The sequence below is a fragment of the Paenibacillus sp. FSL H8-0282 genome, assembly GCF_037963825.1.
GTDB lineage: Bacteria > Bacillota > Bacilli > Paenibacillales > Paenibacillaceae > Paenibacillus_AQ > Paenibacillus_AQ odorifer.
Window position 1 is genome coordinate 3,875,036 of sequence record NZ_CP150146.1, and the last position, 25,560, is coordinate 3,900,595.

A 25,560-nucleotide genomic window follows, 5' to 3' on the forward strand; every position below is an offset into this window, starting at 1 on the left:
AATTACATAACCCGCTTGAACAATTTCTCTAAATCATAGGATGAAAAAGAGATCACAATCGGCCGTCCATGTGGGCAAGTATACGGTTGTTTGCACTCTGCCAGTCGGGACAACAGAGCCTCCACTTCCTGTTCTGTTAGTTTATGGTTGGCCTTAATCGAGGCTTTACATGAACACAGAATCGATGACTTTTCTCGTAGCTTCGCAAGATCAATCATACGCTCGCTTAAGACCCACTCCGCCATTTCTTCAACGACCGCCTTCTCATCCCCTTCAGGAAACCAATAGGGCAAAGAACGAACAAGAAAGGTCTGTCCGCCAAAGTGCTCAAGGTATACCCCGGCCTGCTGAAACCAATGTAGACGTTCACTAAGCTGACGACTTTCAGAAGGCGTGAACTCCAGTGTAATCGGCAGTAGCAGCTCCTGTGAGGCATCCTCCGGCCGACCAAATTTCTCATAGAAGTATTCGTAATTAATACGTTCATGTGCCGCATGCTGATCGATTAAATAGAGTCCTCCATCATTCTGGGCAATAATATAGGTCCCATGATGCTGGCCTATATAATTAAGCTCAGGAAAGGCCGGAAGTCCAGGCTCTTCTTGTTGTGGTGGAGCCCATAGCTTCTCAACCGAAGGGAGCTGCTTCTGCGCCATTGACGTTTCTTGCGGGCGATAGCTATTGGAATAACTAGTATTCGCATTAGTTTGGCGCCCCTGCGAAGATGAAGACGGATAGCCTGATCCGTAAGCTGGAGCTACCTCGCGAGCTACCTGATGATCCGCCTGACCATCCTTGCTAAAATCACGGGAATTACGGTCAGGGTTCGATGACTGTAGTCCACTTAAGAAGCTGGCAGATCCCGTAGGGGCTGTATCCTTCTCATCACCATTCGAAGATGACGGCGGAACAGCTCCTTTGGAAAAAGCAAATTGCTCCTGGATAAAGGAGCTGCTGCCCTTGGGTCCGATTGTTTCCTTGCTTGGACGTGGAATCAGACTTTGCCCCAGCAGTATTTTGCGGATCTCCTGCTCAACAAAGGTGTAAAGCTCATTCTCCTTACTGAATCTAACCTCGAGTTTTGCTGGATGTACATTGACATCTACCAAAGAGGGGTGCATATCCAGTTCAAGAACTAATAACGGATAACGGTTAATCGGAAGCAAGGTGTGATAAGCACGCATGATTGCTGCGTTCAGTCCATTACTGCGAATATAACGTCCACCGACAATAGTAGTGATTGCATTTCGATTGGAACGTGTCCATTCTGGACGACTAATATATCCGGAAATCCGGTAATCCAAGTCTTCTGCCGTAATCGGCAGCATTGCTTTGGCGGCATTGGTTCCGTAAACAGCTGCGATGACCTGCAGCAGATCACCATTTCCGAGCGTATGCAGCAGCTGATTGCCATTATGATGCAAGGTAAAAGAGATCCCCGGATGAGCCAGCGCCATGCGGTACATGGCATCTGAGATATGGCCCAGCTCCGTCTGAATACTCTTCATATATTTCAGCCTTGCCGGCGTATTAAAAAACAATTCACGAACGGCAAGATCACTTCCCCGGCCGGAAGGAGCGTCCTCATTTCGTATGAGATTGCCACCCTCAATGTCTACTAGGCGCCCTTTGCCGTCATCGGCAGTTGCAGTTAGAAGCGATACCTTGGAGACCGCGGCAATACTGGGAAGTGCCTCTCCGCGGAAGCCTAAGCTTGTGATTTGAAATAGATCGCGGCCATTCAGAATTTTACTTGTAGCATGCCGGTAAAAGGCGGTCTCGCAATCTTCAGGATCAATCCCGGAGCCATTATCTTTAACGCGGATGCTCTGCAAGCCCCCCTCTTCTACCGATACCTCAATTCTTGTACTGCCAGCGTCAATTGCATTCTCGACAAGCTCCTTTACAACAGAAGCTGGCCGCTCTACTACTTCACCCGCAGCTATCTGGTTGGCAATATGCTCGTCCAATATATGAATTTTGGCCATTTCATTCACCTCTTATTTAGGCAATCAATTATTATAAAATCTTTATTGCAGATCCTTAACCTTCATCTTCAGCTCGTTCAACAGACTCATCGCCTGCAGCGGCGTCATATTCATAAGATCAGCGTCACGCACAGAAGAAATGAACTCTTTTAGCGCAGGATTCTCTTGGATTTCGGTTACCGCAACTTGATGTGCACTACCTTTGCGATTCTTGCGTGGTTCTTCCTCACCAAAGATAGACAACTGAACAACCTCATTTTCTACAGGTGCCTCAGTGATGACACTTACGGCTTGCGCTATCGAGGATGCGCTAGCAACTTCTCTTACAGCCGCCTGTCTTTCGAGGCTTCCCCCGTAATGAAGTTCAGAACCACCAGGATGGGCTGCCTGCTCAATGCTCTGCAAGAGACCATAAGCTCGGTCAATAATCCCTTCAGGAAGACCCGCAAGACGTGCACAATAGATGCCATAGCTGCTGTCAGCCGCTCCAGGAACTAGCTTGCGCAGGAAGTTAACTTTATCACCGCTCTCTTGAACAGCCATAGAGTAATTCCGCAGTCCTTTAAGACTTCCTTCCAAATGAGCCAATTCATGAAAATGCGTCGAAACTAGAGCTTTGCAAGAAATAACATCATGTACATATTCAATAACCGCCTGAGCGATGGCCATACCTTCACTGGTCGAGGTACCTCTTCCCAGCTCATCAATAATAATCAAGCTACGAGCTGTTGCTTTCTCTGTCATAACCTGGATATCAGCCATTTCCACCATAAATGTACTTTGTCCACCGATCAAATCATCAGCTGCTCCAATACGAGTAAAGATCCGGTCTATAAGCGGAACTTCAGCACTGTTTGCTGGTACAAAACATCCAATCTGAGCCATGATGCAGATCAGCGCCACCTGACGCATGTAAGTACTTTTTCCCGCCATATTAGGACCTGTAATTAGAAGGATATTACCTTCTTCCTTACTCAGCGTGCTTCCATTTGCAATAAAAGCAGAATCTTTAAGCACCGCCTCCACAACGGGATGACGGCCCCCTTCAAGCCGAAGATCATAACCATCCGAAAGGACTGGCTTCACAAAACGATGTTCGGCACTAACTGCCGCCAAGCATTGATATACATCAATTTCGGCAACCTTTTCCGCAAGATTTTGCAGGCGGGGAATTTGCCCGCTGATGCGATCACGCAGCTCGGTAAACAGGCTGTATTCCAAATCCGTCATTTTATCCTGAGCTTCAAGGATGAGTGCTTCCTTCTCCTTAAGCTCAGGAGTGACAAAACGCTCTGCGTTGGCAAGCGTCTGCTTACGTTCATATCTTCCTTCCGGCAGTGCAGCCAGATTGGATTTGGTGATCTCTATGAAATACCCGAAGATTTTGTTATAGCCGATCTTCAGTGACTTAATGCCAGTGGCCTGTCTTTCCTTAGCTTCCAGTTCAGCGATCCAACGTTTACCGTTACTGCTAGCTTCCCTAAGCTCGTCCAAACGTTCATGATAACCGGAACGGATAATGCCACCGTCGCGCACAGACACCGGGGCATCCTCGACGATTGCGCGGTCAATATCCTCTCGCAGCTCAGCGCATTCATCCATACTTGCACCGATCTCTCGTAAAGTAGCTGAACCGGAGGTCATACATAAATCCTTCAATGCAGGAATTTGTGCCAGCGATAATTTCAGAGCATTCATATCACGGCCATTGGCGCTGCCAAAAGCAATACGACCCACCAAACGCTCCAAATCATAAATTTCTTTAAGCGCTAAACGCAGGTCCTCGCGAACGATAAACTGATTGTACAAATAATCGACAGCCTCTAGGCGCCGTTCGATCGGAGCTCGCTGCAATAGCGGCTTATCAATTCTGCGGCGCAACAGACGGGCGCCCATCGACGTTTCCGTTCGATCCAGCAGCCAGAGCAGGGATCCTTTTTTGGAGCGTTCGCGAACCGTCTCGGTTAGTTCAAGATTCCGGCGTGTAAATGGATCTAGAATCATATAATTGCCTGGTTCATAAGGAGAAATCTGACTAAGCTGCCCTAACGAACGCCGCTGGGTCTCATTCAGATAAGAGATCAGAAGCGCCAGACATTGTCCACGTTCCTTCTCTAGACGTACCCATGCCGCTTCACCGAACTGACGACGTGCCAGCTCCTCCTCGCGTTTCTCCCAAGGGGTGTAAACTACAGGTTTGGCTAACAGCGGCGTTTCGCTTCGCAGGATCTCCAAAAGTGCAGCGTCTCCGATGATCTCAGCCGGTTCATAAATGCCAATCTCATCACGCAGCCATTCGGCTCCAGATAATACCGAAGTAACATACAGCTCACCAGTTGTTAAATCGCAGGCAGCTAATGCCATCATTCCGTCACTTTCGGTGACGCAAACGAGGTAGTTATTGCTCTTGTCAGCAATGATTTTTCCATCCATCACGGTTCCTGGTGTCACGACGCGTACAATATCCCGCTTCACCATGCCTTTAGTGACTGAAGCATCCTCTAACTGCTCACAAATGGCGACTTTATATCCTTTTTCTATCAGGCGTTGAATATATCCCTCGGCGGCGTGGTAAGGCACTCCACACATAGGGATTTTCTCCTCGCCCCCGCCTTCGCGGCCTGTCAACGTAATCTCAAGCTCCTTGGAAGCCAAAATGGCATCTTCAAAGAACATTTCATAGAAATCGCCCAGTCTAAAAAATAGGAAGGCATCCTTAGCCCCTTCCTTTACCTTTAAATATTGCTCTATCATCGGCGTATATTGTGCCATGGTCAACCTCCATGCCTATTTAATGCTGTCCCCCATTATAACAGAAAATTGATGGACAAAGTTACCCTGAAACCTCACATTAGTACAACGAAAGACTAGAATACTTATCAGACAAACACTTACATGAGGTATATTCTTCTGCTTTTAAATATTGTAAAATCTTAACACAGAGCGTCAGCCCATATAAAAATCAAAGGAGAATACAATATGATACGAAAGCTAACGAAGGATGATCAAGAGCTACTGATGGCATTGCTGCGGAAAGAGCCGGCGCTTAATTTATTTATCATTGGCGATGTGGAGAATTTTGGGTTTGAGCAGGATTTCATGGATTTATGGGGAGAGATTGATCCAGCCGACGGGCGGATAAAAGCCGTTCTACTGCGCTTCTATAGAAGTTACCTTCCTTATGCAGATGGCCCTTTTGATGTCGAGGGGTTCGCTGAGATTATCCGAAAGGATAATGACATACATATGATCTCCGGAGCCTCAGAGGTGGTGAAGGCTTTTGACGGGGAAATTAATTTCAAACAAGTAAAACAGCTGTATTTTGCTGAATTAAAAAAAATGAACAATAAAATAAGTGAGTCCTTCTCTTCAGCTGAGCCTATTAAAAAAGCTACGGTTCAGGATGTAGAAGCGATTTGCGCACTCATGGATACCATTGAAGAATTTGAAAGCAGCCGGAATGGTTCTAGAACCAGCCTGCGTAAAACGCTGGAAAGCAACACCGGCCGCACCTATTATATAGAACGGGAAGATAAGGTCATTGTCACCGCTTCAACTTCAGCGGAAAATTCCATGTCAGCGATGATTGTAGGGGTTGCCACACATCAAGCATTCAGAGAGCAAGGCCTTGCTTCGCGCGTAATGGCACAGCTATGTGCAGACCTGCTCTATGAAGGAAAGTCATTGTGCCTCTTTTATGACAACCCACATGCCGGAGTTATTTATAAACGACTTGGTTTTCAAGATATCGGTTCATGGACCATTGTTAACATGTAGACCAAATAGTAAAATCACACTTTTACTTTGCTGCACCATAACTCACGTATATCACGTGATTCATCCCACGTTCGTTCAGCGGCAATATATTCGAATAAAGGCTCGATATAGGGGGCGGCAATCTCGTAGCCGCCTAGGGAACGCAGCTGCGCCAGCAATGGGGGGATTGCGGCGCGCAGCGGAGATTTATCGCCGCTGTAGTAGGCGATATGCAGGTCTTCCCGGTCGAGCGGGCGTTGCGTCAGGTCCTCATAATGGCTTACGATTAGGTGAGCCAGATAGACCGCGCCTTTAGCGATGACCGGGGATACCAGGAAGCTCGGCAAGGTCCGGTACTCGAAGCCGCCATGCGGCTGAGTCCGGAAATCGCCGAGCACGCCGTATCGGGGACGACGCGCCCCTGCGCGGACGTCTTCGAGCAGAAGCATGGGCAGCGCGAGATAGTTATCGAGCGCGCGCAGCAGCGGCGCCGTCAGCGTCACGCCGCTGAAGTGCAGATGGCCGCCGAGGGCCCAGCCCGTCAGCGGCATGCCTCCCGCCCGCCAGCGCAGCGAGCGGTCGGGGATGAGCCGGTCCGCCAGCGCCGCGGCGGACATCAGCTGCGCCAGCAGTGCGCGCGGTTCCCCGCGCGGCTGAGGGCGCAGCTCGGCGACCGGGAACGCGCCGCGCGTTCCCGGAGGTCCGGCGTCGCAGCCAGCGACGCCGTCCGTGGGCAGGTACCGCGACGCAGGCACGACGCGGCCGGTGGATTCCCGGAGGATGATAAACTCCGGGTCCATTCCCATCAGCAGGCCGCTGCGGCCCGGCTGCTCCAGAGCCAGCTTTCGTTCCAGCGCTAACGCTGCGGAACGATAAGGCTCGGGCAATCGTTGCCCGGAGGTCTTTACTAGTGGAGTGACTCCCTCCACCACATACCTCCGGTTCCCCATTGCCCTCAGCAAGACCTCACCGCTATCCAGCCCCAAGCTGTACAGCGTGCGGACAGCAATCCGCTGGAGCAATTTCATCACCCCGCGAAGCTCTCCCCGCACTCGGCCTCCCGTGGTATTGCTCTCGGCATTAGCAATCCTCACAGCTTCGCTGTAATTATCGGCGGCCGCACGCATTCCAAGACCTGCTCCAAGCAAAGAGATGTGGAGGACAGTCAAATGATAAACCAATATCTTATAACACTGCCTGTGGCCCTTCTCAGTAGCATGTGAAGCATATGTATCGACAAACCGTTTTCCAGAGGGCGTCAGCGTTGCTTCAACCCCGCTTCTAAGCAATCTAGACTCTCTCTCTGCCACAGACAATTCTGAATACACCTTAAGACCTTCATTCATACTCTTTAGCGCCTCCATCCGAGCGTGAACCTTTTTTCATCCTAAAAATAAATAAAAAAAAGGAGGGCATTCGCCCTCTACGCCGCCGCACTCCCTACATATAATGGACCATAACCCATTGATACTCAGTTAACGGCGGCGTATCCTTCCTTACAGCTCATCATCCAGATTGTCAGGGTCCAGATCATCGTAATCGAAGCTATCACCTTCAAAATCATAATCCTTGTCTTCTGGATCATCACTTTGCTCAGTGACATACACACGGACTTTGGTCTCAGCCACCAACTCCACTTCGAATTCGCGCTCTACGCGAAGTGTCACACTGCCTCCGCCTGGCGATACGCCCGCCTCTACACAGTTGGGTTCCTGCGTTGCCTCCGCAGAGACCTCAACTGTTGAAGTGCGGTGTCTCGTGTCCAGGTAGGAAAGCGGAATGAGCTCCACATAAGAGACTGTTTCCTTTGCTACCTCGGTCTGCTTGTTCTTGTCGTACGAGTACCAGATGTTTACATCATAAGTACCAATTACTTCGATTCCGTTCCCGGCGGCAACCGCTTCGTATTGGTGGTTGATAATCCAAGCCCCCAAAATACTAGTCGGATGATGTGGCGGAGTCACGGTATGGGTTGCTGTAGAGAACTTACGACCTTTGCCGCAAATTGCCTTCGTAATGATCTCCCTTGTTTGACGTTTATGGCTTAATGACATCTTTGAACCTCCTCCATACAATCATTCACTATCAAGTGTATGCAGGTTCTAGGCATTTGTTGATTGTTAGACTATAAATAAATTTGAGTAAGCCCTCAAGAAGGCTTTTTCAGGAGACTCATAGTTCATTTTATTTCAAATTTTGTACATATATGAGTAGATTCCAAAAATGGTCCAACCTGTTCCGGAGCCATTCCTACCCCCTCATAAAACCTTAAAACACCAGCTATTGCGGGATTACCCGCACAATTCCAAGTGATCTATGTTTGCTTAAGTCAATAAAATCCTCATCAATATTCACCAGTGGCCGCAAAGGGTCTGTAGCAAGAATCATAACAATTTTTCCTTTTCGCCCATCTGTCAATTCCACTTCGTTCCCTAGCATTGACTGCATTAACTTATTAATAAATACTCTGCAAATATAAGGGTCGAGCTTACCGAACACGCTCTCCTCCATTTGCAGTAATACTTCGTATAAAGGAGCCGCTTTACGATAAAATCGGTCGGAGGTCATCGCGTGAAACACATCAGCCACAGCAACGATTTTACTGAAATCAGTAATCCGGTTCCCAAGCACACCAAATGGATAACCACTGCCGTCCATTCTTTCATGATGCTGTAAGGCTACTAGCGCTTGGGTATGGTTTGTGCCTACCGTATCCCTGATCATCTCATACCCAAAGGTCGTATGCTTTTTCATCAGCTGAAACTCTTCGTCGGATAATGGACCGGGCTTGGTTAATATGTCATCCGGGATTCTCATTTTGCCGATATCGTGAAGAGTCGCTGCAATGGTCAACATGCTCAAATCCTCAGACTTTAGCTTCAGCCATTTGCCTAGCAAGGTAGATATTATGCCCACAGCTACATTATGTCTGTATGTATAATCATCTTTGGTCTGCAAAGCAGCCAATACTCCGTAGAAGTCATTCTTTTCGCTTACCTGCTGGATAAACGGAATCACTTCATTTCTAACTTCCAGCATAGGAATTCTTTTATTTTTGTTATGACGAATCTGTTCAAAAATATTCTCAATCGCAGCTGTACAATCATCAATTGCAAGCTGGAAAAATTCCGCGCTATCCAGCTGGACGACGTCATGAGATTCCAGAGTGATCTTATGTTGACGAATTAATCTAATATGTTCAGCACTCAATAAAGTCAATGCGGGTAAAACAAATACTCCTTTGTCATTAAAGAGGTTAGCTACAAGTTGTTTTCCGATAAATGATTCCATATCTTTGTCCATACGCCTCACCTGCCAATGCGGAAAATTCGTATATGAATTCCCTGCTTGAATTTGAACTCACCCTATAATTGTTAATCTCTTTCGAAGATCAACTTTTAGTTCATACATATTTTATCGTGATTTCAGGGGCGAATGTTAATACTTCACTTTATTAAAGCCTAATTTTAAGCTTTTTTCCGGGTGAGTAAACGTTTCTCAGGCTTATAACTGACCGGTATTTTATGGCGTTTCGCAATTTTCAAATAAAGTGCCAATTCTCTGCAAAGCTGCAGAATCGCTGATCGCACTTCAAATTCCTCACGTGTCTCTGGCAAATCCATGCTTTCAAACTCATGTTCAAGCTCTTCCAGCAAATGTTCCGTGCGGCCTGTATATTCTTCAGCCAAAACATCTCCGCTAAGCTGGTCGAACAATTCAGCTACCATCTCTCCATGCGGTAAATGGCGATATACTTGAGAAATCAGCTGCATCATGCTTTGTATCGATTCCAGCTGCTCCTTACGCATATAGAAATAGACATTCCAAGCTTCATCAGGATGAATTACATGATTCTCCATCTCGCGAGTAGCTGCTGTCAGTCCCCGCTGCACTGCATTATCCGCATCAATTAATTCTTTGCCATCCCACATATACGCAGGCTCACGCAAAGTACGGGCCATTTGAGTAAAAATAACTGAAAAGTATCGATCCACTTCCTTGCGGATTCCATAAATAACTCCCCCAGTCTGTGGCATGTAAATTAAGTTGACCACCCCCGCTGAACCGAGACCTATGGCCAGTAGCTCTACTTGCTGCAACAACACATGTAGCGATAACTCAGCTTGTCCAAACACACGAAACACAATAACAGAGCTAGTGACAATCCCTTCCTTGTAGCCAGACTTCACAATCATCGGAAAGCCAACAAGAACGTACAGTCCAAGTACCCAGTAATGAAACCCTAATATCCAAAATAAAATACACCCAAAAAAGAGTCCCACGAGCGAGGCCAAAAAACGCGCCGTTATCGTCCGGAAACTCCTTTTCAAGGTAACCTCCACACCCAGAATGGCTAAAAGCCCTGCACTTTGTGCATTGGGTATGCCTACTGCAGACGCGAGAAGAACGGACATTAACGTCGCAGCAGCTGTTTTAATCACACGAAATCCCATAACCCTATCTCTCCTTAAAAGCACTAACCGTTAATAGGTAAAGATATAGACATGTTACAAGATTTTGTGAATGGACACAACGTTACATTAGACTTACCGACGGTATAACAAGCGCTTCTCCAGATACACTACCAGTTGATACATTGCCGTTGCTACGGCTGCAATAATCAGCAGACTGGACATTACAAGCGTGAAATTAAACACCTGGAATCCATATATGATCAGGTACCCAAGACCGGATTTTGCTACTAGAAACTCTCCTACGATAACCCCGACCCATGACATTCCCACATTCACCTTTAGGGTAGAGACCACCGTTGGAAAAGATGCCGGAAGAATCACTTTAAAAAACACCTGAACTTTAGAAGCTCCAAAAGAGCGGACCACCTTCACCAGATTAGGATCCACACTGCAAAAGCTATTGTAAACAACAAGTGTAGTAATAATCACCGTAATCGATAAGGTTGTCACAACGATAGCGGTGAAACCCGCCCCGAACATTACGATAAAAATCGGCCCCAAGGCCACCTTCGGCATACTGTTAAAGACAACCATAAACGGATCAAGCACCGCTGATAAAAACGGAGACCACCAAATAATCACTGCCAGCAGCGTTCCTAACAAGGTTCCCAGAACAAAGCCTACTGCAGTCTCTCCTACCGTCATCCCCAAATGAGGCCACAAGCTTCCACTGATCATATCCTGCCAAATCTGCTTGAAGATTTTTGTCGGGTAGCTGAACAATAACTCATCAATCCAGCCCATTCTTGCTCCCGCTTCCCACAACACAAAGAACAGCAGCAACAGACTGCTTCTTACAGCAATAACCTGATTACGCCGGCGCTGTTTAGTTTTTTTGAAATCTACATGCATTTGCTGCAGCCACAGTTCACGGGAAGCTAAGACTCCCGCTTGCTCTGTTCGTTTCATTAGCTTTCCCTCCCTGCGATCTCCATCTCTGTCCATACTTCATGAAAAAGCTCCGCAAACCCTGGCTGATCACGCGCATACAGCGGTGGGGCTGAGCGGATTAGCTCCGGAACAGGAAAAACTTTACGAATCTTCCCTGGATTTCGCTGCAATAAAATAACCCTACTGCTGACCGCAATCGCTTCTGACAGATCATGCGTGACCAAAATAGCCGTGGTTCCCCGGCTGCGTAAGGTCTCTGAGACTAAATCTTCCAGCTGAAGTTTGATCTGATAATCAAGTGCCGAGAACGGCTCGTCTAACAGCAGCAGTCCTGGATTGGTAGCTAATGTTCGTACAAGAGCCACCCGTTGCCGCATCCCTCCGGATAACTGAGAAGGATAGGCCTGTTCTTTCCCTTCTAATCCCATCTCGCGCAGCAGCTCCAAAGTCCGGTTATGGCTCTCCTCGTTTAAGCTTCCGGTCAGCTCCAGTCCAAGCACGGCATTGTCAAGAATACTCCGCCAAGGAAAAAGATAATCCTGCTGCAGCATATATCCAACCTCAGGTGAAGGGCCTAGAATGGGTTGGCCATTTACGAATACTTCTCCCTCAGAGGGCTGCAGCAGTCCGGCAATAATCGATAGGAGAGTCGTCTTACCACAGCCACTTGGGCCTACTAAGCTGACGAATTCTCCTTGCTCGACATTAAGATTTAGATCCTCAACGGCCAGTGAAGCTTCCCGATCGCCGAGATAGGCATGCGTTACTCCCTTTAATTGCACTACTGGAAGCAAGGTCATCCCCTCCTTATAGTTAACAAAATCCATTTAGGATCTTATCTCTCTTATTTAGAGCTACTGCTCTTTATGGTCTTTTCAGCTTTTTCAGCAAAAGTATTATTCACGATCTTTTCTGCTGGAACACGTTCTTTAAGTTCACCTGCGTTGTCCATAACATCTAGCAGATTATTCCATTCTTCATTATCAACAACCGGATTAATGGCGTAGGTGTCCTGTTCCTTGTAGCGTTTTACAGCAGAAATCACAATGTCACGATCCGTTTTATCAAAATAAGTTATTATGGCATCCGTAATTTCTTCAGGACTATGTTCCTTCACCCAAAGCTGAGCACGCTGGATGGCATTAGTGAACTTTTGCACGGTGTCTCCATTTTTGCTAATGTAGCTGTTTTTTGACATGAATACCGTATAAGGTAAATAACCGCTCTCCACCCCAAACGATGCCACTACAGCTCCCCTGTCTTCTCGTTCGAAGATAGAGGCCTGCGGCTCAAACAGCTGCACATAATCCCCAGTACCTGAAGCAAATGCACCGGCAATATTAGCAAAATCGATATTTTGGATCAAGGTAATATCCTTCGCAGGATCAATTCCCTTTTTAGATAAAGTAAACGCGCCTGCCATTTGTGGCATTCCGCCTTTTCTTTGACCAAGGAAGGTAGAGCCCTTCACTTTATCCCAATTAAAATCTCCATCAGCCTTACGGGCGAACAGGAATGTTCCATCCCTTTGAGTCAGCTGTGCAAAATTAATGACCGGATCATCCGAGCCCTGCTGATACACGTAAATGGAGGTTTCTGAACCAACCAACGCCACATCAATAGCTCCTGAGAGCAATGCAGTCATGGTTTTATCTCCACCGGGAATCGTCTGCAGTTCTACATCCAGCCCTTCATCTTTGAAGAAACCTTGAGTCAAGGCAACATACTCGGGTGCATAAAAGACAGAGCGGGTAACCTCCCCAATCTTCACCTTTACCGTCTCTGACTTTCCGCCGCAACCGGCAAGTACTGAAAAGCATAAAGTAATGATCATGAGCGACAATGACAGCTTTTTCCGAATCTTCATTCTTCATTCTCCTTTCTTACCGGGTCCTTCGCCCTTGCTTAAAGCATATGCACATGCCTACTGAAAGGTTAAAATCCCGAATATCGTGGGGAATTAAAAGAATATCCATGATATCAGCGGTTTTTATTGATTTTATGGATAAATATCACTGGATTTGCTGTTTTTATATCTGTGCAAACGTTTTACCTGAGGATTTGATTACAGTACTATAAGAATTAAAGCGCTTACCATTTCCTTTATAGGAAAATTGCAGCAGAAGGGGTTATTTTATATGGATAAACGAGCAACATCTATCGCCAAAAAACACACAATAAACGGACTTTTGACTCTTAGCTTAACTGCCGTTCTGCTATCCGGTTGTTCAGGAAATAATAACAATATTCCTTCCTCTGCCTCCCCTTCTCCATCACCAAAAGCAAATACAGCTCAGAATACTACAACACCTCCCGCTGCAAAAACCATTACCACTGACGAACAGCCCTCAACGGTTTATTATGAGATTTTTGTTCGTTCATTCTATGACTCTGACGGGGATGGCATCGGTGACCTCAAAGGGATTACCAAGAAATTAGATTACTTAAATGACGGAAATCCTGACACCACAGACGATCTGGGGATCGGTGGGATTTGGCTTATGCCTATTAACCCTTCACCAAGCTATCATGGTTACGATGTGACAGATTATCGTGCAATCAATCCAGATTATGGGACGATTGAGGATTTACAAGAGCTCGTTACGGAGGCGCATAAACGTGGGATTAAAGTAATTATGGATTTGGTCGTGAATCATACCTCTAAAGAACATCCTTGGTTCGTAGATTCCGCTAAAAATAAAGACAGCAAATATCGCGACTGGTACATATGGGCCGAAGATCAAGGACGCCCTGCCAATGGAGCTAGTGCCGCTGGTAGTGGCAGTGCATGGCACTCTTTACTGGGTAGTCATTATCTAGGTGGCTTTTGGGAAGGCATGCCTGATCTAAATTTTGATCATACGGAAGTTCGTAATGAAATGAAAGATATCGGCAAGTTTTGGCTGGAACAAGGGGTTGATGGATTCCGTTTAGACGCTGCTAAACATATTTACGAAGACCTTCTAAGCGACAAAAGCCAAGCCACAACCAATAAAAATGTATCTTGGTGGCAGGATTTCCGCAAAGCGATGAATGAAGTGAATCCTCAAGCTTATATTGTCGGCGAAGTATGGGAGAATTCTGCAGTCACCGTAGGGGCTTATTTGGATCAAGCCTTCGACTCTAGTTTTAACTTCGGGTTAGCTGAGACCCTTATTAATTCCGTGAAAACTGAAAAAGACAGCGGGACTGCCTTTACGCTGGAACGTACGTATAATTTGTACTCCAAAATATCTGATAGCCATTTTACCGATGCAATTTTTTTGACAAACCATGATCAAAACAGAGTCATGAGTCAATTAGACAGCAATCTGGATCATGCAAAAATGGCAGCAGCCCTGCTGTTAACCTTGCCTGGAAATCCTTTTATTTATTATGGTGAAGAAATAGGAATGCTTGGTGTAAAACCAGATGAAGGAATTCGTGAGCCCATGAGATGGATGACAGCGGATCAGGGTGAGGGGCAGACTACTTGGGAGGTCGGCAGCAATAACGCTGATGATGTTAGCATTAATGTCGAAAGCCAGACTAACGACAGCAGCTCACTGCTTAAAAGATACCGCGAACTCATTGCGTTAAGAAACGAAGTCTCTGCGCTCCGTGATGGCGGAATTCGAGACTACACTTCTGGCAATGCAGGGGTAATGGCCTACGAACGTATAACAACAGAGGATCAAGTCCTCGTTGTTCATAACCTAACTGGAGATGAACAAATCATTACGCTTCATCCAAATGCCGAGGGTATCTCTTACACCAAGATCCAAAAGACAACTGCTGACAAAGTGACCTTAAATTCAGATCAGCTTACTCTTCCTCCCTATTCAACGGTTATTGTGGACTAGGAAAAGAAGAGGAATGAAACACCCACTCTGCAACAGAACCACATAATTGTGCTTTCGATATAGGAAGAGCTACAATCCAGTCTTGGGAAGGATCGCTGCTCATTCGCAGCAACCAGCCACTTGAATGATCGCTTATGAAGCTAGCATACTGAAACTTCCAGCCATTTTCACTAGAAATACAGAGTCGCAATTCTCCCTCTGCGTCGAAGCATTTCATCACTTGTGCAAGATGGTTGGAATGGACATCATCTCCTGTCTCTGCAGCTAAACACTCTGAGAGTCTGTGAACCGTAGAGGAATCAGAGCCTTTTTTCAGCTCCTCGAACCTTTTTTTTGACATTAGTAACGCCGGAATCCCGTGAGCAAAGGGCTCCATCGCTCTCTCACATTCGAACAACTCGAGACAAAAGCTCTCTGTTTCATCTCTGTTCTTCAGCACACACGGGGGAGAGTCCGGTGTATTATTGCAGTAGGCTAGTATTTTATCCTTATGTATTTGTAAACACAGATCTTTAGTTTTCTCCTTCTCTCTATATTTGAATCTACCTATCCTTTCTGCTGTAGACGCAGTATGTAACAATTCATTTAAAACTACTTGGTCGGTTACCCGATCTGGAAATAAAAATTCCGTTAAATCCGTTAAATCCGTTCGTTCTTTCTCATTCACATTATTGTATCCTTCCTGTATTACATATAAATGTATATTAAACTAGCAATCTTTATGTTATCATAAGCTAATTTTAAGGTAAAATTAAGAAACAAGGGGTATGATCATTAACATGAAATACTTGTAGCGAGGTGATTTCAAAATGAGAATGCTCATCACATTTCAGAACAAACTTGTACCTGTGTATTTCACAACAGAAAATAAACAGCCCACTCAAAAAGTACTTAGATTACTTAACAGTACGCTGGAGCTCAAAATTCAAAAGGGCAAAAGTGCCCTCCAGAAATGCCTCAATTCTCTGATTAGTATCGAAATTAAAGGCTCTGAAGCTATATTGCACAGTTACAGTGAAAATGATTCATTGGCGCTATCCCTCTATTAATGGAGGGGTAGTTTTTTTGTCACAACATTGCTGTCCTCAGCTTTCTAATAAGGAACGTCCTAAGTATCCAAGTGGTGCAGCTTGGACCCGTTGTCTTTTTGAAGCTAAACTTGATCCAAAATGACACTCCGTTTGATTTAGATACTATTTGCGCAAACATAGCTTCAACTCTCAAAGTCAGGGACCTTGGTTCGCTGGTTCTGCTTGGTTCTGCTTGGTTCTGCTTGGTTCTGCTTGGTTCTGCTTGGTTCTGCTTGGTTCTACTTGGTTCTGCTTGATGCCACTTTGTACTGATTTGTGCTATTTCATGGCACGTTTGGATTTCTGCTTGCCGGCCATCCCCATAGCCGGCTGCTATCGGACTCAGATGACCTTAATCGTAACTTTTGGGCTCATTTGGAATTCTAACGGACCCCAGGGTCACTATTGGCTCGAAAAACACTAATTATCTACCTCAAAAAGCTGAATAGCTGCGCTGGAGTCCGAAACTCTGCTCTAATGCTCATAAATTCGCACATAGCGTCATCTGAGTCCGCGGTAATCTAAATTCGAAACTCAGTTTGCTTTAGTTGCTATTGTCGTGTACATAGTTGCTATTATCGTGTACATAGTTGCTACTGTTGTAGCTTTAGTCGCTGCTTTTGAACTCATAGCCACTGCTTTCTCACTCATAGATGGATGCTTTCGGACTCAGTTGACCTTAATCGTAACTTTTGGGCTCATTTGGAATCCTATCGGACCCCAGAGTCACTATTGGCGCGAAAAAGCACTAATTATCGACCTCAAAAAGCTAAATAGCTGCACTGGAGTCCGAAACTCTGCTCTAATGCTCATAAATTCGCATATAGCGTCATCTGAGTCCGCAGTAATCTAAATTCGAAACTCAGTTTGCTTTAGTTGCTATTATCGTGTACATAGTTGCTACTGTCGGAGCTTTAGTCGCTGCTTTTGAACTCATAGCCACTACTTTCGAACTCATAGTACGATTCTATCGGACTCAGCTGACCTTAAACATAAATTTTGGGCTCATTTGGAATCCTATCGGACCCCAGAGTCACTATTGGCGCGAAAAACACTAATTATCGACCTCAAAAAGCTGAATAGCTGCGCTGGAGTCCGAAACTTTGCTCTAATGACTAAAAATTCGTATATAGCGTCATCTGAGTCCGTTGGCCGCTGAGGATACTTGGAAGGTCACTTAGCGAGTGATTTGTTGTCTGACTTAGCCGTTAACTTGGTGTGTAGCTCAGTGGGTTACTCGGCGGGTGACTTGGTGTTACTTGGTGTGTAGCTCAGTGAGTTACTCGGCGGGTGATTAGTTGTGTTAGTCAGTGAGGTGACTTAGCCGTTAACTTGGTGTGTGACTCAGTGGGTAACTCAGCGGGAGATTTGTTGTGTGACTTAGTAAGTCGTTTAGCGGTTGACTTAATGTGTGACTCAGTTAGTAACCTACACGTTACTAGTTATGTGACTCAGTTAGTAACTTAGCCGTTAACTTGGCGTGTAACTGACTCAGTGTGTAACTTAGCAGTTGACTTGGTATGTTACTCAACAAATGACTTTGCATTGGTTAGCAGATTAGATGTAGCGGGTGGCCTGACCCTACTATATCACCTGCCAAAAGTGACGTTTGTCGTAGGTTGGCTTTCATTTGCTGACCCTTTATGCTGAAGCAATCTGCCAGGACTAAAAAACGCAGAGCAGTGATCCCCCCTTAACGGGAGGATCACTGCTCTGCTATATTTACGGACTTTTTTAACCCAAGGACTCTGTCTCGTTCAGCGAAAAATCTACTATTAAGAAGAGCTCAGCAATTATCAGCTGATCTTGTAATTCTTCTGCTCTGCTTTTTCAGCTTTCTGGATTCGAAGTCTAAATAGCTTCACTAAATTCTGACGCGTATGCTCTTCGTGACAGCTGTCCAATTTTTTAATGATAAACCGATCGATGGACATGTCAATCGCTCCTTTTAGATCATTCTGGAACTTATAGAGACAGGAAATTATTTCCTGTTCTCTTGTATCACCTATTAACCTTGTTTTCATTTTTTCAAACTCCTTAAGCGCAAACAAATTTCAAGAACAAAAAAATAATTTACAAACAAAAGATTACATGCTATATTAAATATAGTTAATATTAAATACACACATGCAAGGGAGAAATCATAATGTCTAAAGTTCTATTTATTAAAGCAAACAACCGTCCAGCAGAACAATCCGTAAGTGTTAAGCTGTACAATGAATTCTTGGAGAGCTACAAACTCAACCACCCAGAAGATGAAATCACTGAGCTTGATCTGTTCGCAGAGCAACTTCCATACTACGACAATACCCTGATCACTGGTATGTATAAAGCCGCTCAAGGATACGAAGCAACACCTGAGGAAGCAGCTGGTGCCGCTATCGTTAATAAATATCTTAATCAGTTCATCGCTGCAGATAAGGTAGTATTCGGTTTCCCACTGTGGAACATGACTGTACCTGCTGTATTGCACACTTATGTAGATTACCTTTGCCAAGCTGGTAAAACATTCTCTTACACTGCTGAAGGTCCAGTTGGTCTTTTGACAGGTAAAAAAGCAATCGTTCTGAATGCAAGAGGCGGTATCTACTCTGAAGGTCCTGCAGCAAGTGCTGAAATGGCAGTAAACTTCATCGTTGGTAACCTTAACCTGTGGGGAATTAAAGATATTACACAAGTAATCATCGAAGGCCACAACCAACTTCCAGCACAATCCGCTGAAATCATTGAAAACGGATTGCAACTGGCTAAGGAAACTGCTGCATCCTTCTAAACCATAACCGTTTAGATTCAATTCAATAATGAAGGGCGCCCCTTAGCTGTCAAAAGCTAAGGGGCGCCCTTTTTCAATGTCTATGCCGTTATATCAATTCTTTTTAATATTCATCCAGCTCTTTACGCCATCCGTATCCTCTGGTTCTGGATGAACTCACTTTAGTGGAAGCCGCGCTTTTTCTCTTAAGCTTGGCTTCTTTATTATTTTGGTACAATACTTCTCGTTGTGTTTTTCGGTAGTTGAATAGTCTCTTCTCTTCCAGTTCACCTGTTTGGACTGCTTCCAGTACAGCACAGCCCTCTTCGCGTTCATGTCTACAGTTGCTAAACCGGCACTTAGAAGCTAGACCGCTGATATCACTAAACGCTAGATCAAGACCACCTTCATCTTCCCAGAGCTGCAGCTCCCGCATCCCCGGTGTATCTACGATAATCCCCCCATCCGGCAAAACAAACAGTTCACGGTGGGTAGTAGTATGACGTCCGCGGCTATCCCCTTCTCTAACATCCTGCGTAATCTGAAGGTTCTTCCCGCATAGCCAGTTGACCATTGTCGACTTCCCACAACCGGAAGAGCCCGTAAGAGCTACTGTTTGACCCTCACCAATATAAGGCAGCAGCTTCTCGCGTCCTTCATCTTGTATTGCACTAACAGCATGTACTGATACTCCGGGAGCCGCGCTCTCCATTTCAGCGATTTTACTGTCTGCATCCGGACAAAGATCCGCTTTAGTGAGTAGAATAACTGGATTTGCCCCACTATTCCAAGCCATGATCAGATATCTCTCCATCCGGCGAACATTAAAGTCATCATTCAACGCGCTAACCAGAAATAACGTGTCTACATTGGAAGCAACAATTTGCTCATCTTGTGTATTTCCTGCGACCTTGCGTGAGATCACACTCTGCCGAGGCAATACGCCATGTATGATTCCATGCTCGCCGCCATCTTGCATCGCCAATGCTACCCAGTCTCCAATGGCAGGAAAATCACCCGAGGCTACAAATGTGTGTCTCAGCTTCCCGGCAAGCTCTCCCCACGTCTCTCCTACATCAGTTAACACCTTGTACTTACTGCCAAAGTCACCAACGATTCTCCCGGGAATAAATTGTTTATCCTCTGCATGACTCCACTTTTCATTCCATTTTGTACTCCAGTTTTCATTCCAACCATATTGCTTTATGCTATTCATTCATTTCCTCCTAAAAGATATGTTTATGTTTTTTCTTGCCCCTTGGCGTTTTCCGAGAACACAAAAAGCCGCCGGAAATAAAGACTCCGGCGGCGGTATATAGACATGTGGATTTATTACACCAAATCCAATCTTTCTACACACGCAAAAAAGCCACCGGACCCTATACGGTTCCCGGTGGCTCTAATAAGCGTAATTGAGCTTACCTGCTAAACTGCCCGAATCAATTATTCGGCAGCAGCTGTTCCCGGAAGACACGTATCCACAACAGTTGAGTTCATTACATTTAAAACTGTCATAAAACATCGTCTCCTTCCGAAATTTAAGATGCTGTTATCATAATTGGTGCAGCAGTAAAATGTCAACCCCAAATTTTCCAGATTACAAAATAGCCTTTAATTCTTTCAGCTCACGGATCATTTTCCAAGGTTGGATGTCCAGCTGATCATCCCAAGGATGTTTCCTTTGCAGCCATATCCCTTCAAGGCCAGCCTTACCTGCCCCCCAGATATCATTTACCGGATGATCCCCTATAAACAAGGTTTGATCCGCAGAGGCACCCAGCCTGTCTAAAGCTAATTGATAAATCGCAGGATCAGGCTTCGCAATGCCAACTTCTCCAGATATAACTATAGCCTTGAAGTACTCTCGCAGGCCGAGAATATCAATTTTGGTGTTCTGGATTTCTTTTTTACCGTTGGTGACCAGCCCCAAAGTATATCCACGCTCCACGCAATACTCCAGAACCTCCAAAGCATGCTCCATGGCTGCACCATGATTGATGTAGCTCGCATCATAATACGCTCGGATATGTTCAGCCGTCACAGGCTTTTCCCAAGGCAGGATCTCACTAAGTTCTAAAAAAAATCCGTCTTTATCACGGTAGCCATCAGCGTCTCTGTGGATCATATCCTCGATCACGGCCTGCGCTTCCGCAGGTTCAAGATGCCCAAGAAAATCCTGCACGAACTGAGTGCTAAAGCTGCGAAATGTATAGTCGCGATCCATTAAAGTATTGTCCAGATCAAATAAAATAGCCTGTACTTCCTTCATCAAGCAATTCCCCTTACATGCTGTTAATTTTCAAACCTAACCTACAGAATGTAATTGTACTATGCCTTTAGAGACAAAGAAAAGACTATTCAACAAAAAGGATTTGTGGCTTCCCTTTTACTGAACAGTCTTTGTGAAGATTCATATCTGCGTCATTCCTTTACTCGAAATGCTCTGCCCGATGGGTCAGCATCATTTCTTCATCCGTAATATACAGCGGAAAAGGAGGTGTTTCTTTCAGATAACTTTCTGTAGATAACAACCGATAATGAACCTCTGGCAACCAGGTGTCTTCAAGCAGCGGTAGCTTGCCTGTATCACTAATATAACTGTCTACAGCAGCCTGAACTAAATCCAGATAATACGGCACTAACTTGTCTTCTTCCTCGAAAATTTCATAGGTCTCTCGAGACATATAGAAATTCCGTTCGGGTATTCCACCTAAATAACGTTTCAGACGACTCATATCGATTCTTTTGTCCTCTAAGATTAATGCTGTTCTATTAATAGGTCCAGGCATATCTTCTTCGAACTTTCGAATCGCCTGTTTCACTTGAGGTAATGTGACGGTTACATGATCTGATTTGGGTTGCTTTTTTGTGCGTTTAAATAACATAACGAAAGTCTCCTTTCTAAATATGTCTCAGATAACGCTTACAATTCCATTTTATTCGAAATTCGAATAATTAATCAGTACATTTCAAATCGACACAGAATGTTAATATTTAAAAGATCATTATTTGACATATTCCCACCGAGTCCATACTTCTCGAGGATTTAGTTCATACTTGTCCTTCTCACGATACATAAACTGATGCATGATGAATTCACGACGAATAGTGGCAAAATCTTCATGAAACTGCTTAATAAACTCATTGATTTCCTTTTCCGTATAAACAACACCTGGCTCTAGCTTCTCAACCATGTATTGAAGCGCTATCAATTTCTTCTTGTATTGTGCGGGAATTAGCCGCAGCCGGCCATCTTTAGAGAAAAAATTACGAATTACAGTATCCTGGAGACTATTCTCAGGCAATTGCTCTTCCATATTCTCAGCTCCTTTCGAAAAAATAAATTGCAGTGAAGCTTCAGCCCCATTATTGATAAACTCCGGATTCAACTTAAAGTAAACTGTATTTTTGTCGCGTCTTTCCTTTATTAGAGCCGCTTCACGTAATTTAGCCGCATGATGAGTGACTGTAGGCTGCGATAAATTCAACTTCTCAGCCAGCGCTTGCCCGTGCATTTCTCCTTGGGACAAAAGCAACAATAAGCGAAGACGCGTTGGATCAGCTAAAGCTTTATGATAACTCACGATTTTCTCCAACTGCACTGGGTTCACGCTCCTAGAATTTCACAATACATTGATACATTAGATATATATCTAATTATATAATAATCAACGTTGTTCTTGCAATGGTTATTATACTCAATCTGCTCTTATGGAAAAATTCATGAATTTAGGGTAGGATTTAAAGAAAAGATAGTAACAATCAGGAGGTAACCCGCTTTATGAAAGATGTCATTATTATCGGTGCAGGTCCTTGCGGCCTCTCGGCAGCTATCGAATGCCAACGCCAAGGCCTGTCCAGCCTTATTATTGAAAAAAGCTTTATTGTGCACTCCATTTATTTGTATCCAACAAATATGCAATTTTTCAGTACGGCTCAGTTATTAGAAATCGGGGATGTTCCTTTCACTTCGACCAACGACAAGCCTTACCGTCATGAAGCGCTTGTCTATTATCGCCGAGCCGCCGAGCAATATGGTCTAGAGATCGCCGCTTATGAAGAAGCATTATCCATTGAACCGCTTGAAGATGGAACCTTTGCCGTACATACGTCAAATATGCGTGGTGAGCATCAGAAACGTATCACTGCAAATGTAGTTATAGCAACAGGTTATTTTGATCAGCCGAATATGATTGGCATTCCAGGTGAAGAACTACCTAAAGTTACTCATTATTTCGGTGAAGCCCATCCTTACACGGGAATGAAGGTAACTGTAATTGGCGGCAGTAATTCCGCAGTAGATGCAGCACTGGAGCTTATGCGTGTAGGAGCTACGGTAGATATGGTATATCGTGGTGAAAGCATCTCAGAGAATATTAAACCTTGGGTTCGGCCAATCTTTGAAGGCATGGTGCAAAAAGGGAAAATCACTCTGCACTTAGGCTCGCGTGTCACTGAAATTACTGCAAGCTCAGTAATTGTTACGGATCATAAGGGGGACAAGAAAGCATTGGATAATGATTTCGTTCTTGCCTTGACTGGCTTCCGTCCGAGCCGTACCCTCCTCACTTCAGCGGGTGTGATCATGGATGACGACATGGATAAGCCTGCTTTTAACACCTCTACCATGGAAAGTAATGTTCCAGGGTTGTATGTTGCTGGAGTAATCGCCTCCGGCCGCAATGCTAACGAAGTGTTTATTGAGACCGGAAGAGGGCATGGTAAGCTTATTGCAGATCACATTGTGTCAAAAGAAAGTTCTAATCCTAAGGAGTTGAAACATTAAGATGGACATGACCTCTTTGCTTTTGCTTGGACTTGCAGCGCTCGGAATTATCAGCAGCAATTCCCCTGTAACAATAGCAATGGTCGTCCTATTACTGCTAAGAGTACTTGGCTTACAGCAAACTTTTCCTTGGCTAGAAAAATACGGCTTAACCATCGGGATTATCATCCTGACCATCGGGGTCATGACCCCATTAGCCAGCGGCAAAATATCACTGCAGACAGTCGGTCAATCCTTCTTGCACTGGAAGTCCTTGCTTGCTATCGCTATCGGCATTCTTGTCGCTTTTCTTGGAGGCCGCGGTGCTACGCTCATGACCAACCAACCCACAGTTGTTGCAGGTCTACTGATTGGCACGGTGATCGGGGTTGCGTTATTTAAAGGCGTTCCGGTCGGTCCGCTGATCGCAGCCGGCATTTTATCACTTATGATCGGCAAAATGTAATAGAACAGCACATAAAAAAGACCGCTTTTGGCGGTCTTTTTTATTGTGCCTTTTATACAACCATCTTTCTCTCTATTCCTCCACCTGAGAAATGGACTGCGGAATTTGCTGCACCGCTCTTTTTTCAACGACTAATAAATCTTCAACGCCATACTCTGTCTTAATTTTCTGCAACTGCTTCAAAGCCTCTTCTTCTGTATTAAAATATCCTGCTTCCACGAGATATAAGCCTTTCTCATCCTTTAACATCCGCACATCCTCTAACCCATATAACATCTCTTCAGCCATACCCAGCGCCTCACCAGAAGGCTGTGAGACCGTTCTTAACGAATATACAGAGCCCCCTTTTACTTCGTCTCCTTTCTCTTTTAACGTAATCACTACCTGTGCTGGCTCTTTATATTCCTTTACCTCATAAGCAACCGAGTCCGTAAGCGTGACATTGAACCGAATAGCCGAATCATCTAGCGTAATTAGTGGATAAGCATCCTGAACATATCGGCTTTGTTTTAATGTCTCCAGATCTTTGACTGCTGAGAATTTTCTGGCCCCACTTACTGTAATCGTCATTGTTGCCGGATTTTCCGTAAACTTTACGTTATATGAGCTTGCTAACTGTTGTGTTTCATCTGGATTTGCAAAATTCAAAATCAATTGATCGCTATTCTTCAATTGTTTCACCGATATAAAGTTCACATCTACTCCATCCTGAATGGTTCCACCGCCTGCACTTCCTTCCGTAAATTGCAGAACACTGACCAGCTTACCTAGAACCGGTATTTGATCCATACTACTCGCAAAAGCAGGAACCGTATTTACACCCACCGTAAAAGAAATCAATACAGCCGCAGCTACTGATCCTGTCCATTTCAAGGCACGTTTTGAAGAACTATTTTTTTGTTTATAGATTTTCCCTCTTTCAATTCCTTTACGAGAAGCGAATGATAGTTCTTTAGGAATTTCAATCTCATTATAGGCTTGCTGTAGACGTTCTAGTTGCTTATCCAAAGTACTCACTCTCCTCCATACTTATTTTTAATTTTTCCAAACCTCTATAAATAACGGTTTTGACACTGCTCAGGGGCATATCGAGAACCTCTGCAATTTCCTTTATGGGCAAGTCCTCCAAATATCTCATCACAATCACCATTCTTGATTTTTCATCAAGGCCGCTGAGCGCTTCATGCAAGTCCATAACTTCTTCCCTAGATTTCGGAGCATAGCTGCCTCCCAGCTCTTGATCTATATACACGATTTTTTTAGATTTACGGATAAAGTCCAGCGCACAGTTGACAGCGATCTTGGTGAGCCAAGTTTTAAAATATTGCGGTTGCTTCAATTTATGAATGGAGATATAGGCTTTGAAGACGGTCTCCTGCACAATCTCCAGTGCATCCTCTTGATTCCGCACATAGGAGTAGGCCATTCGGTATAAACGCTCCTGCATGCCGTCAATAAGCGCAGTAAAGCTGTCTTCATCACCTGCTATCGCCTTTTCCTCAAGCGTGGTTTTATTCACGTTCCTCACTTCCTTTCATGATGTTTATAAGCTTTA

23 protein-coding genes are annotated in these 25,560 nt (G+C 44.9%); 6 read left to right on the forward strand and 17 right to left on the reverse strand.

Annotation, left to right across the window (positions count from 1 at the left end; all coding sequences use genetic code 11):
- Positions 1-2: 2 nt before the first annotated feature.
- The gene (gene mutL, locus NST94_RS16705) at positions 3-1,988 is read right to left on the reverse strand and encodes a DNA mismatch repair endonuclease MutL (RefSeq protein WP_076184447.1); all 1,986 of its coding nucleotides are present in this window, start codon (positions 1,986-1,988) and stop codon (positions 3-5) included.
- Between the two features lie 42 nt (positions 1,989-2,030).
- A complete protein-coding gene (gene mutS, locus NST94_RS16710; protein ID WP_076184448.1) occupies positions 2,031-4,760 on the reverse strand; it encodes a DNA mismatch repair protein MutS in 2,730 nt (909 codons plus the stop codon).
- A 207-nt stretch (positions 4,761-4,967) separates the two neighbouring features.
- On the opposite strand from mutS, the gene NST94_RS16715 reads away from it, so the two are divergent.
- The gene (locus tag NST94_RS16715; protein ID WP_280753117.1) at positions 4,968-5,765 is read left to right on the forward strand and encodes a GNAT family N-acetyltransferase; all 798 of its coding nucleotides are present in this window, start codon (positions 4,968-4,970) and stop codon (positions 5,763-5,765) included.
- Between the two features lie 14 nt (positions 5,766-5,779).
- Here the strand turns inward: NST94_RS16715 and NST94_RS16720 are convergent, their stop codons facing one another.
- The 7 genes from NST94_RS16720 to NST94_RS16750 all read right to left on the reverse strand — a co-directional run bounded on the left by NST94_RS16720 (position 5,780) and on the right by NST94_RS16750 (position 12,977).
- Positions 5,780-6,871 (reverse strand): hypothetical protein, encoded by a 1,092-nt coding sequence (locus NST94_RS16720; RefSeq protein ID WP_280753116.1) that lies wholly within the window; start codon positions 6,869-6,871, stop codon positions 5,780-5,782.
- A gap of 369 nt (positions 6,872-7,240) precedes the next feature.
- Complete coding sequence (locus NST94_RS16725; protein ID WP_036687755.1) at positions 7,241-7,798, reverse strand: outer spore coat protein CotE; 558 nt, start codon at positions 7,796-7,798, stop codon at positions 7,241-7,243.
- Positions 7,799-8,024: 226 nt separating this feature from the next.
- The gene (locus NST94_RS16730) at positions 8,025-9,047 is read right to left on the reverse strand and encodes an HD-GYP domain-containing protein (protein WP_051491532.1); all 1,023 of its coding nucleotides are present in this window, start codon (positions 9,045-9,047) and stop codon (positions 8,025-8,027) included.
- Between the two features lie 164 nt (positions 9,048-9,211).
- The gene (locus NST94_RS16735; RefSeq protein ID WP_076128366.1) at positions 9,212-10,198 is read right to left on the reverse strand and encodes an aromatic acid exporter family protein; all 987 of its coding nucleotides are present in this window, start codon (positions 10,196-10,198) and stop codon (positions 9,212-9,214) included.
- 93 nt (positions 10,199-10,291) lie between these two features.
- Positions 10,292-11,128 carry an ABC transporter permease gene (locus NST94_RS16740; RefSeq protein ID WP_076128364.1) on the reverse strand — a complete coding sequence of 279 codons (837 nt, stop codon included), beginning with the start codon at positions 11,126-11,128 and terminating at the stop codon, positions 10,292-10,294.
- A complete protein-coding gene (locus NST94_RS16745) occupies positions 11,128-11,904 on the reverse strand; it encodes an ABC transporter ATP-binding protein (protein ID WP_076128362.1) in 777 nt (258 codons plus the stop codon). Before NST94_RS16745 ends, NST94_RS16740 begins: the two co-directional genes overlap by 1 nt.
- A gap of 50 nt (positions 11,905-11,954) precedes the next feature.
- A complete protein-coding gene (locus tag NST94_RS16750; protein WP_076128360.1) occupies positions 11,955-12,977 on the reverse strand; it encodes an ABC transporter substrate-binding protein in 1,023 nt (340 codons plus the stop codon).
- Positions 12,978-13,248: 271 nt separating this feature from the next.
- On the opposite strand from NST94_RS16750, the gene NST94_RS16755 reads away from it, so the two are divergent.
- Positions 13,249-14,952 (forward strand): alpha-amylase family glycosyl hydrolase, encoded by a 1,704-nt coding sequence (locus NST94_RS16755; RefSeq protein WP_076302623.1) that lies wholly within the window; start codon positions 13,249-13,251, stop codon positions 14,950-14,952.
- On the opposite strand, the gene NST94_RS16760 is transcribed toward NST94_RS16755, so the two are convergent.
- The gene (locus NST94_RS16760) at positions 14,939-15,619 is read right to left on the reverse strand and encodes a hypothetical protein (protein WP_076302624.1); all 681 of its coding nucleotides are present in this window, start codon (positions 15,617-15,619) and stop codon (positions 14,939-14,941) included. The two genes, NST94_RS16755 and NST94_RS16760, sit on opposite strands and share 14 nt — an antisense overlap.
- A gap of 142 nt (positions 15,620-15,761) precedes the next feature.
- On the opposite strand from NST94_RS16760, the gene NST94_RS16765 reads away from it, so the two are divergent.
- Entirely contained in the window at positions 15,762-16,001 is a 240-nt protein-coding gene (locus tag NST94_RS16765; RefSeq protein ID WP_036687997.1) for a hypothetical protein, read from the forward strand.
- Positions 16,002-17,818: 1,817 nt separating this feature from the next.
- Here NST94_RS16765 and NST94_RS16770 read toward each other — a convergent pair.
- On the reverse strand, positions 17,819-18,046 hold the full coding sequence (locus NST94_RS16770) for a hypothetical protein (RefSeq protein ID WP_038571602.1): 228 nt from the start codon (positions 18,044-18,046) through the stop codon (positions 17,819-17,821).
- A gap of 122 nt (positions 18,047-18,168) precedes the next feature.
- On the opposite strand from NST94_RS16770, the gene NST94_RS16775 reads away from it, so the two are divergent.
- On the forward strand, positions 18,169-18,795 hold the full coding sequence (locus tag NST94_RS16775; protein WP_076128352.1) for an FMN-dependent NADH-azoreductase: 627 nt from the start codon (positions 18,169-18,171) through the stop codon (positions 18,793-18,795).
- Positions 18,796-18,898: 103 nt separating this feature from the next.
- Here the strand turns inward: NST94_RS16775 and rsgA are convergent, their stop codons facing one another.
- From rsgA to NST94_RS16795, 4 genes are all read right to left on the reverse strand, one after another.
- Complete coding sequence (rsgA, locus tag NST94_RS16780) at positions 18,899-19,990, reverse strand: ribosome small subunit-dependent GTPase A (protein WP_076133795.1); 1,092 nt, start codon at positions 19,988-19,990, stop codon at positions 18,899-18,901.
- 381 nt (positions 19,991-20,371) lie between these two features.
- Positions 20,372-21,043: an HAD family hydrolase gene (locus NST94_RS16785; protein ID WP_076128347.1), complete on the reverse strand. Its 672-nt coding sequence runs from the start codon at positions 21,041-21,043 to the stop codon at positions 20,372-20,374.
- A gap of 160 nt (positions 21,044-21,203) precedes the next feature.
- Positions 21,204-21,659, reverse strand: coding sequence for a DUF3939 domain-containing protein (locus NST94_RS16790; protein WP_036688004.1), 456 nt, complete (start codon positions 21,657-21,659; stop codon positions 21,204-21,206).
- Positions 21,660-21,779: 120 nt separating this feature from the next.
- Entirely contained in the window at positions 21,780-22,376 is a 597-nt protein-coding gene (locus tag NST94_RS16795) for a metalloregulator ArsR/SmtB family transcription factor (protein ID WP_339281091.1), read from the reverse strand.
- A gap of 179 nt (positions 22,377-22,555) precedes the next feature.
- Between NST94_RS16795 and NST94_RS16800 the strand changes: the two genes are divergently transcribed.
- Entirely contained in the window at positions 22,556-23,560 is a 1,005-nt protein-coding gene (locus tag NST94_RS16800) for a YpdA family putative bacillithiol disulfide reductase (RefSeq protein ID WP_036688007.1), read from the forward strand.
- A 1-nt stretch (position 23,561) separates the two neighbouring features.
- Positions 23,562-24,005 (forward strand): DUF441 domain-containing protein, encoded by a 444-nt coding sequence (locus NST94_RS16805; RefSeq protein ID WP_036688009.1) that lies wholly within the window; start codon positions 23,562-23,564, stop codon positions 24,003-24,005.
- 72 nt (positions 24,006-24,077) lie between these two features.
- On the opposite strand, the gene NST94_RS16810 is transcribed toward NST94_RS16805, so the two are convergent.
- On the reverse strand, positions 24,078-25,013 hold the full coding sequence (locus NST94_RS16810; protein WP_076128342.1) for a DUF4179 domain-containing protein: 936 nt from the start codon (positions 25,011-25,013) through the stop codon (positions 24,078-24,080).
- On the reverse strand, positions 25,006-25,524 hold the full coding sequence (locus tag NST94_RS16815; protein WP_076128340.1) for a sigma-70 family RNA polymerase sigma factor: 519 nt from the start codon (positions 25,522-25,524) through the stop codon (positions 25,006-25,008). Before NST94_RS16815 ends, NST94_RS16810 begins: the two co-directional genes overlap by 8 nt.
- Positions 25,525-25,560: the final 36 nt, after the last annotated feature.